The sequence below is a fragment of the Streptomyces sp. MK37H genome (assembly GCF_018035285.1).
Lineage (GTDB): Bacteria > Actinomycetota > Actinomycetes > Streptomycetales > Streptomycetaceae > Streptomyces > Streptomyces endocoffeicus.
In genome coordinates this window covers 1-7245 of sequence record NZ_JAAAYH010000441.1, presented here as the reverse complement: position 1 = coordinate 7245, position 7245 = coordinate 1, and the positions used below count along the sequence as shown (strand labels likewise).

The 7245-nt window shown below is 71.2% G+C and carries 8 protein-coding genes; 2 read left to right on the top strand and 6 right to left on the bottom strand.

Annotated features, from left to right (window positions below; translation table 11 throughout):
- Positions 1-78 precede the first annotated feature (78 nt).
- The 4 genes from GWI24_RS37145 to GWI24_RS37130 all read right to left on the bottom strand — a co-directional run bounded on the left by GWI24_RS37145 (position 79) and on the right by GWI24_RS37130 (position 3274).
- A complete protein-coding gene (locus tag GWI24_RS37145; RefSeq protein WP_210950450.1) occupies positions 79-888 on the bottom strand; it encodes an SURF1 family protein in 810 nt (269 codons plus the stop codon).
- 77 nt (positions 889-965) lie between these two features.
- Positions 966-1199, bottom strand: a complete 234-nt coding sequence (locus GWI24_RS37140; protein ID WP_201853613.1) for a hypothetical protein — start codon at positions 1197-1199, stop codon at positions 966-968.
- Between the two features lie 63 nt (positions 1200-1262).
- Complete coding sequence (locus GWI24_RS37135) at positions 1263-2249, bottom strand: DEDDh family exonuclease (protein WP_210950449.1); 987 nt, start codon at positions 2247-2249, stop codon at positions 1263-1265.
- Positions 2250-2371: 122 nt separating this feature from the next.
- Positions 2372-3274 carry a hypothetical protein gene (locus GWI24_RS37130; RefSeq protein ID WP_210950448.1) on the bottom strand — a complete coding sequence of 301 codons (903 nt, stop codon included), beginning with the start codon at positions 3272-3274 and terminating at the stop codon, positions 2372-2374.
- 120 nt (positions 3275-3394) lie between these two features.
- Between GWI24_RS37130 and GWI24_RS37125 the strand changes: the two genes are divergently transcribed.
- Together GWI24_RS37125 and GWI24_RS37120 are read left to right on the top strand one after the other, a co-directional pair.
- Positions 3395-4315 carry a sterol desaturase family protein gene (locus GWI24_RS37125; protein ID WP_210950447.1) on the top strand — a complete coding sequence of 307 codons (921 nt, stop codon included), beginning with the start codon at positions 3395-3397 and terminating at the stop codon, positions 4313-4315.
- Positions 4312-4980, top strand: a complete 669-nt coding sequence (locus tag GWI24_RS37120; RefSeq protein WP_210950446.1) for a lysoplasmalogenase — start codon at positions 4312-4314, stop codon at positions 4978-4980. Before GWI24_RS37125 ends, GWI24_RS37120 begins: the two co-directional genes overlap by 4 nt.
- Positions 4981-5103: 123 nt before the next feature.
- On the opposite strand, the gene GWI24_RS37115 is transcribed toward GWI24_RS37120, so the two are convergent.
- Positions 5104-5625, bottom strand: a complete 522-nt coding sequence (locus GWI24_RS37115) for a hypothetical protein (protein WP_210950445.1) — start codon at positions 5623-5625, stop codon at positions 5104-5106.
- Between the two features lie 92 nt (positions 5626-5717).
- Positions 5718-7196 carry a S8 family serine peptidase gene (locus GWI24_RS37110; protein ID WP_247617405.1) on the bottom strand — a complete coding sequence of 493 codons (1479 nt, stop codon included), beginning with the start codon at positions 7194-7196 and terminating at the stop codon, positions 5718-5720.
- Positions 7197-7245: the final 49 nt, after the last annotated feature.

Below are 7245 nucleotides of genomic sequence, written 5' to 3'. Positions count from 1 at the left end.
GAGCCGCACATCGATGCCGCGGGAAGGGCGGGGAGGGGCCCCGCCCTCCGCAGGCGTCACGACCCGTTGGACGAGGGCCTAGTCCGCGGCGGCCGTGGCGGGGACCTTCTCCGGCGTCGCCGCCGCCTTCGCGGCCTCGGCGGCGCGGTCCCGGCGCTCGCGGCGGGCCAGCACGAACCAGCCGATGGGCACACCGGCGGAGAACAGCCACCACTGGACGGCGTACGCCATATGGGGGCCGATGTCGCTGTGGTTGGGCGCGGCGACCGGCTGGGGCTGCTTGGTGCCCTTGGGGGAGGACGAGGTGAGCTCGATGTATCCGCCGAGGACGGGCCGGGACAGCGCCTTCGCCTGCTGCTCGCTGTTGATCAGCGAGACCTGGCGGGGCGGCAGCCCCTGCTTGTCCTTGATGCCGCTGTTGCCGGTTGTCTCGTCGGCCTTCAGCCGGCCGGTGACGGTGACCTTGCCGGAGGGGGCGGCGGGGACCTTGGGGAACTTGGTGAGGTCCGTGCCCGCCGGGATCCAGCCCCGGTTGACCAGCACCGCGCGGTCGTCCGGGAGCAGCAGCGGGGTGAGGACGAAGTAGCCGATGGACTGCTCGTCGGAGCCGGTGCGCTGGCGGACGACGACCTCATGGGCGGTGTCATAGGTGCCGGTGGCGGTCACCGTGCGCCAGGTGTCGTCGCGGGGGACCGTACGACCGGGGGCGGTGAACTTCTCGACGGCAACGGCCGGGGCGTCGAGGTTGTCCCCGATCAGCTGGTTCTGCGCGACCCGGTGCTCATGGCGGTGCAGCTGCCAGAAACCCAGCCTGATCATCGTCGGGATCAGGGCCAGGGCCACGAGTGTGAGGATCACCCACTGCCGGGTCAACAGGAAGCGGTACACATCCTTGACCCTACTCGGCGTGGATTGTCCCTCGGCCGCTGGGGGCGCCCCAGGACAATCCACGCAGGTGGCCGGGTTCACACATGGTCGACGATGCCCACCTTCCCTTCCGCCCGCGCGCAGTGCGCACAGCAGTAGAAGTGGCCGTCGGCCTCCACGCCCTGCCCGATGATCTGGGCCCGGCAGTGCTCGCAAATGGGCGCCATGCGGTGGATGGCGCACTGGAAACAGTCGAAGACGTGCACATTGCCCTGTGCGTGTACTTCGAATGTCATCCGGTAGTCGTTTCCGCAGACCTCACAACGTGCCATACGCCTCAGCCTGCGGGGCCGCGCGGTGGCGGGCGAGCGGTGGGCGGGCGCGTCGCGCCGACTTCACCTGTTTGTCGGCGGCGCGGGGGTGACGTCCTGCAGAAGCTGCATGAAGGCCGCCTCATCGATGACGGGCGTGCCGAAGGAGCGGGCCTTGGTGGTCTTGGACGTGGGCGACTCCGGGTCGTTGGTGACCAGCACGCTGGTGAGCCGGGAGACGCTGGTGGCCACGTGCAGCCCGGCCTCGACGGCCCGGTCCTCCAGCAGCTCGCGGTCCACGGAGGTGTCCCCGGAGAACGCCACCCGCATGCCCTGGACCAGCTGCCCGCCCGGCTCGTAGCGCCCGGGGTTGGGGTAGGGGCAGGCGGGGCGCTTGCGGCTGGGGCGCCAGGTCTGCCGGTACGACCGCTGACGGCCGATCGCCGGGCCGTCGGACCACTCCGTGAGCGGCTGGCAGGCCAGCAGCGGCAGCCGCAGCCCGGTCTCCGCGGCCCGGTGGAGGCTGGGCCGGAAGGTCTCGGCGAGCACCCGCGCGTCGTCCAGGGCGTGGTGGGCGCGCCGCTGGACCACTCCGTAGTGCGCGGCGAGGGTCTCCAGCTTGTGGTTGGGCAGCGGCAGGCCCAGCTCCTTGGAGAGGGCGATGGTGCACAGCCGTTGCCGCACGGGCGCGGCGCCGCGGGTGCGGGCGTACTCGCGGGCGAGCATCGACCAGTCGAAGGCGGCGTTGTGCGCGACCAGGACGCGGTCGGCCAGGCGCTCGGAGAGCTCCGCGGCGATCTCGGGGAAGCGCGGGGCGTCCGCCAGCGTCTCCTCCGTCAGGCCGTGGATCCACACCGGGCCCGGATCGCGCTGCGGATTGACCAGCGTGTACCAGTGGTCCTGCACCGCGCCCCGGGCGTCGAGCTGATAGACCGCCGCGGAGACGATCCGGTCGTCGCGGGCGAGGCCGGTGGTCTCCACGTCGACGACCGCGTACCCCTGCGGATAGGTGGCCGGCCAGGAGGACGGCGGGGCGAGGTGCGGGGCGGCTGCCGTGGGGTCTTCGAGCATGGTCAATGAGGATACGGGCCGTCACCGACAACCCTGACCGGCGGGCCGGTCGGGACGTCCGCCGCCCCGGGGTTGACGGGGCGTCGGGCCCGGGCGGCGGGTCAGAGTCTGTACGCGGCGCGTCAGAGCTTGGACAGGGCCAGCTGCAGATCGATGTCGCTGATGAGGAGGCGGCCGGCGCGCTTGTCGCCGGGGCGGTCGGGCACCGTCACCTTCACCCCGGGCGAATTCCCCGTGAGAACCGTCACCTTGGCGCCGTCGAAGCGCGGGGCCCGCTGGTGGATGACGGACTTCAGGCGGCCGGCGGCCCGTTCTGCGGTCCGTTTGCCACCGGTGAGGGCGCAGATGACCCCGGATGTCTGCTTCGCGGACTTCGCCAGCTGTCCGGTGGCCGAGAGGCGCACCGGGTCCTTGGGGTTCTTCCCGCCGAAGTCGACGCGGTAGACATCGCCCAGACAGTCGCCCAGCGCCCGGTAGTCCGAGTCGTCCGCCACGGACTTGCCCTTGGCCGGGCGCACCGCCGACAGATCCTTACCGGCGTAGCCGAAGGAGATCTCGTCCTTGGCGACCTGGAGGGTGATCCCGTCCTTCGTCCAGACCGTCTCGCCGTGCCAGGTGCGCCGGGCGAAGCCGCCCGCCTTGAGCTTGGCGGTGACGCGGTCCGCGTCGAAGGAGCCCTGCCAGTGCCCGGCGTATCCATTGGTCACATCGGTGTCGATCATGGCCGGATCGAGGCCATAGGCATGGGCGTTGAAGCGGTAACCCGTCATCAGCGGACTGCCCGCCTGGCCGACGGCGCGGAACCGCTGGGAGTCGCCCTTCTCCAGGGAGCGCACCCGGGCGGCGTCGAGATAGGAGACCTGGGCCCCCGCCGCGCCCGCGGTCGAGATGTGCCCCACCGCGTCCATCAGGGCTGAGGGGGAGTCATCGCCGCCCGCCCCGGAGGAGCACCCCGTGGTGAGCGCCGACAGCAGGCAGGCGAAGGCTATGCCGCCGATCCGGAACCGTTCTCTGGCTCTGCGCACAGGCGGGGAGCTTAATCGGCCATGCGGCCCGAGGCGAGGCCTGTTGTTGACGCCGCATCTACCATACTTGTTGGTAACTACCCCTAGCGGCGGTCTTACGGGCGGTTCTATGTTTCGGACATGCCGCACCTGCCCAATGCCGTGATGTGGTCGATACCGGCCTTTGTCCTGCTCGCCGTCGTGGAGATGGTGAGCTACCGCTTCCACCCCGACGACGACGCCGAGGGCTACGCGGCGAAGGACGCCGTGACCAGCGTCAGCATGGGGCTCGGCAGCCTGGTCTTCGATCTGCTGTGGAAGATCCCGATTGTGGCGATCTACGCCGCCGGCTACGAACTCACCCCGCTGCGCGTCCCGGTGGTGTGGTGGACGCTGCCGCTGATGCTGCTCGCCCAGGACTTCTTCTACTACTGGTCGCACCGCGGGCACCACGTCATCCGCATCCTGTGGGCGTGCCATGTGGTGCACCACTCCAGCCGCAAGTTCAACTTCACCACCGCCCTGCGGCAGCCGTGGACCACCTGGACCGTCTGGCCGTTCTATGTGCCGATGATCGCGCTCGGGGTGCATCCGGCGGCGGTGGCGTTCTGCTCGTCGGTGAACCTCGTCTACCAGTTCTGGATCCACACCGAGCGGATCGGCACCTTGCCGCGCCCCATCGAGTTCGTCTTCAACACCCCCTCGCACCACCGCGTCCACCACGCCTCACAAGGCGGCTATCTGGACCGCAACTTCGGGGGCATCCTCATCGTCTGGGACCGGCTCTTCGGGTCCTTCGTCCCCGAGACCGAGCGGCCCGTCTACGGCCTGACGAAGAACATCGACACCTACAACCCGCTGCGCGTGGCCACGCACGAGTACGCGGCCATCGCCCGCGACATCGCGGCGGCGCGGGACTGGCGCGAGCGGGCGGGCCGGGTCTTCCGGGGGCCGGGCTGGCAGCCCGCGGCGGTCCCGGAGGCGGGTCTCCCGGAGGCCGGTTCCCCGGAGGCCGGTCCGGGGTCCGGGCGGCCGGAGCCGGTCGGCGAGAGCGTGCGGTGACGGCCGCCGCCGGGCGCGCGACGACGGTCCTTCAGGCCCTCTTCGCGCTGCTGACCGCGGTTCACCTGGGCGCGCTGCTCGTGGACGCCACCGCCGTCGTCCACCTCACCAAGCCCGCCCTGATGCCCGTGCTCGCCGTATGGGCCCTGGCGCGCGGCGGGCCGTGGCCGCTACCGGCCGCGCTGCTGTGCGGCTGCGGGGGCGATGTGCTGCTGCAGATCGGCGGCGAGACCGCGTTCCTGGCCGGAATGGGGTGCTTCGCGGCCGGGCACCTCTGCTATCTGGCGCTGTTCGCCCGCGCCGGGCGGCGCCGTACGGTGCCCTGGGTGGCCGCCGGGTACGGGGCCGCGTGGCTGGGCACGGTGGCGCTGCTGTGGCCCGGCCTCGCGGCGCATCTGCGGCTTCCCGTCGCGGGCTACAGCCTGCTGCTGACGGTCATGGCGCTGGCCGCGCTCGGGGCGGGCCTGTGGACCGGGCTCGGCGGGGCGCTGTTCATGCTCTCCGACACCCTGATCGCGGCCGGGCTCGCCGACTGGCCACGGCCGCCGGTGCCCCAGTTCTGGATCATGGCCACCTACATAGCCGCCCAGTGGCTGCTGGCGGCGGGGGCGACGCGCGACGCGGTCCCGCGCCCCGCGCCGGAACGGGCGCTCGTCAGCCCGTGACGTCCGTAAGGCCGTGACGCGTAAGCCCGTGACGTCCGTAAGGCTGTGACACTCATCAGCCCGTGACGCCGGTAAGGCCGTGACACTCGTCAGCCCGTGACGCCCGTAAGGCTGTGACCCTCGTCAGTCCGTGACCGGCAGCCGCCTGAGCCGGACCACGCGCAGCGGGTCCGAGTGGCGGTCATGGCTCAGCTCCCAGTCCCGGGCGCGCGCCGCCTCGACCACATAACCCGCGCCCACCCCGCGGTACTCGCGCACAGGGATGTCGTGCGGGCCCGGCGGCGGGGCCTTCTTCGCCTTCTGGGCGGCCAGTTCCTTGGCGGTCCAGGAGGCGATGCGCTTGTCGACCCGAGCCCGGTAGAAGGCCGCGTCGCCCTCGTGCCGCAGCTCCGGGAGCGTCACACACCAGGCGGGCCACACCTTCACGCTGTCCCCGAACTTGTCGATCAGGCCGAGGAACCCCTTCTCGAACCCGGGGATCACCGTAAGGATCTCGGCCACGATCCCGAAGGCGATGAAGCCGAGGAAGATCACCACGATCAGCGCCCACCACAGCGGCAGCAGCAGCACGGTCAGCACGAAGCGGATCAGCAGCGAGAAGGCCGGCCGCGGGGGCAGCGGTCCCCAGGAGTCGTCGTGATGCACGGGAACGGGGTCCTCTCGCGGCTTCATGGGAACACGTACGGGCCGCCGGGGCGGCTGCTCCGCCCCGGCGGCCCGTGCATTGTGTCAGCCGGTCACTTCTCGACGGCGTCCAGGGCGTCCGCGAGCCCGGCGCCGTAGAAGCCGTTGTACCGCTTACCGCCCTCGCACACCGCGTCGACCGTGCCGTCGCCGTCGATGTCGTACGGCGTCGGGCAGGCGAGGTCATCGGCCTCGGCCTTGAGTAGCGCCTTCACCTGCCAGGGGGAGGCGTGCGGATGGGTGCTCTTGATGAGCGCCGCGACACCGGCCACATGCGGGGAGGCCATCGACGTGCCCGCCATGTAGCCGTACTGCCCGCCCGGCAGCGTGTTGTAGATCAGGCCGCTGGTGGCCGGGGGCTCGGGCTTCTGGTAGATGGTGCTGTCGCCGCCGGGAGCCGCGATGTCGATGATTCCCAGGCCGTAGTTGGAGAACGAGGACTTGAGCCCCTTGGCGCCGGTCGAGGCGACCGTGACGACGCCCGGCAGCTGGGTCGGGATGTCCAGGCAGACGCTCGGGTCCACCTCCCGGTCACCAGGGGTGGTGTCGTTGGGGCTGGAGGGGTCGGTGATGGTGTCCGAGGTCAGGTCGTAGTTCTCGTTGCCCGCCGCGGCCACATTGACCACGCCCCGGCGCTCGGCGTACGACGAGGCCCGGCGCACCGCCTCGACCAGGGCCTTCTGGTCCGGGTCGGTGGTGCAGTTGAAGTACCACGGGTCGGTGTAATAGCTGTTGTTGGTGACGTCCACGCCGTGCTCGGCGGCCCAGACGAAGCCGCAGACGACCGCCTCGGTGTAGAAGAACCCGGCCGTCGTGGACACCTTGATCCCGGAGACCTTGACGCCCGGGGCCACACCGGTGACGCCGATGCCGTTCTTCGCGGCGGCGATCTCGCCCGCCACATGCGTGCCGTGCGGGGACTCCTCGGCGCTCGGCCGCCAGGCGCCGTCGGCGGTGTCCGGCTTGCCCGTCACACAGTTGACGGACGCCTTACGGTCGAAGTTCGGTGCCAGATCGGGGTGGGTGTCGTCCACACCGGTGTCGATGACCCCGACGGTGACCTTACGGCTGCCCAGGCTCTTCTCATGCGCCTTGTCCGCCTTGATCGCCGGCAGATCCCACTGCAGCGGCTCCAGCGGGTCCTGCCCGGCCTTCGCCTTCGCCGCCACCGCCTGCCGCTGCTTCTCGCTCAGCAGCTTCGGCGTGTCGATGTCGTCGGTGGACTGGGCGGGCAGCGGGGCGGTGCGGGTGTTCCCGGCGGAGGTGACGCCGCGCACCTTACGGACGGTCTTGGCGAAGTCCGGGTTGGCGGAGTGGACGACGATGACGCCGATCCGGTCGTAGGACACGACGACCGTGCCGCCGGCCTGGGCGATGGCCTTGCGGATCCGGGACGGGTCCTGCCCCGGGCGGGTGTTGACGACATAGCTCAGGGACGGACCGTCGGCCGTGGCGGCCGCGGCGGCGTGGCCGTCCCGGCCGAGCGCGGTGGCGGTGGTGGGCAGGAAGGCCAGCGCGGTGGTGAGCGCCATGGCGGCGGGTATCGCGGCGGTGCGCAGCGGCAGGGAGGTGCGGCGCGGC